This is a genomic window from Streptomyces sp. NPDC001056 (assembly GCF_053598955.1).
This window is the reverse complement of record NZ_JBSFLI010000106.1, coordinates 1-1400: the sequence shown is the minus strand read 5'-3', so window position 1 is coordinate 1400 and position 1400 is coordinate 1. Positions and strand designations below refer to the sequence as shown.

The window sequence follows — 1400 nt, the reverse complement described above, 5'->3', positions numbered from 1 at the left end:
CGATCGCCTGGTCGGCGGTCTGCTGGGCCAGCGAGAGGACACGGGCGGCGCTGTCGCCACCGGGGCCCTGACCGGCGCCCGTGTTGTTGCAATGGAATCTCTCGCCGAACCTGGCGATTGCGTCGGGCATCGACGTTGCATTCGAGACGGGTTCCTATAGCCCGGTCAAGTCGAGTGTCGCGGTGGGCTACACCTCGGTGCAGCCGGTGATCTCGATTCGCTACAACGTTCCCAACGGAATCGACGTCGCGCTCGCAAACCGCTTCCTGCTCAATCTGAAGAACGGCACGACGGACTACAGCTCGGGCGACGGTTACGTCGCGGAGTTCAACGCAGGCTGGAACTTCGGCCCGTGGAAACTCGGCGTGGTCGGCGCGTACCTGAACCAGTTCAGCGACGACAAGGCCGGCGGCGTGAGCGTGGGCAATCGCATGCGGACCTTCGGCATCGGTCCGTCGATCGTGTACGACGCGAGAAGCTGGAACGTCAACCTCAATTATCAGCAAGGCATCTATGCCGCAAACACGGCGAAGAGCAGCAGCGTGTGGCTGAACATCGCCATCCCGTTGTGGGCCGGCTTCGGGCACAAGGGCTGAGCATCGTGTCGCGCGCCGGACTGCGCGCGAGAACCGGTCATCGGCGCCGTCATCGAGCAATACGCAATTTCAATCAAGGCAATCAGCATGTTCCGATACTTTCCTACCAACTACGTCTGGAATCTGTCCGTCAATCTCGCCATCGAAATGGGCGCGCGCATCGGTGAAATCGAGGAGATGTGCGGGCCGCTCCAGGAAGCGGCCAGGCAACCGGACGCCGACGGCACGCGTGCGTTTCGCGAAGCGTGGGTCGAGAAGGCCGATCGCCTTTGCGATCTCGCGCAGGACGACGAGGCCCGGGGGCGGCGGCGGTCGGCGGGCGAGAAGTACAAGCGTGCCGCGATCTATCTGATCACGGCCGAGCGCATGCTCGCGCACGATGCCCCGGGACGTATCGAGCTTTACCAACGCTCGCTCGATACGTTCGACGATGGCATCGCACGCTCCGGCGACAACTGCGAGCGCGTCGCCATTCCGTACGGCGACACGCATCTGTCCGGACTCCTTGTGAAAGCGAAGAATGCCGATGCGCGCAGCCCGCTGCTCGTGCAGGTCAACGGGCTCGACTCGACCAAGGAAATGAAGTACTTCGTGGGCTTGCCGGCCTGGCTGGCCGCGCGCGGCGTGTCGTCGTTGATTGTCGACCAGCCCGGTACCGGCGAAGCGTTGCGGCTGCACGGCCTGAATGCCGTATACAACTCGGAAGTCTGGGCGAGCAAGATCGTCGACTGGCTCGAAGGCCGGGACGACGTCGATCCGAAGCGGATCGGCATGGAGGGCGTGTCGCTCGGCGGCTACTACTGC

The 1400-nt window shown here is 63.7% G+C and carries 2 protein-coding genes; both read left to right on the top strand.

The window, feature by feature from the left end:
• The first annotated feature begins 80 nt into the window (after positions 1-80).
• A complete protein-coding gene (locus ACWDD7_RS37715; RefSeq protein ID WP_450460713.1) occupies positions 81-596 on the top strand; it encodes a SphA family protein in 516 nt (171 codons plus the stop codon).
• 87 nt (positions 597-683) lie between these two features.
• Positions 684-1400: alpha/beta hydrolase family protein (locus tag ACWDD7_RS37710; RefSeq protein WP_450460712.1), on the top strand; the 717-nt coding region annotated here is incomplete at its 3' end.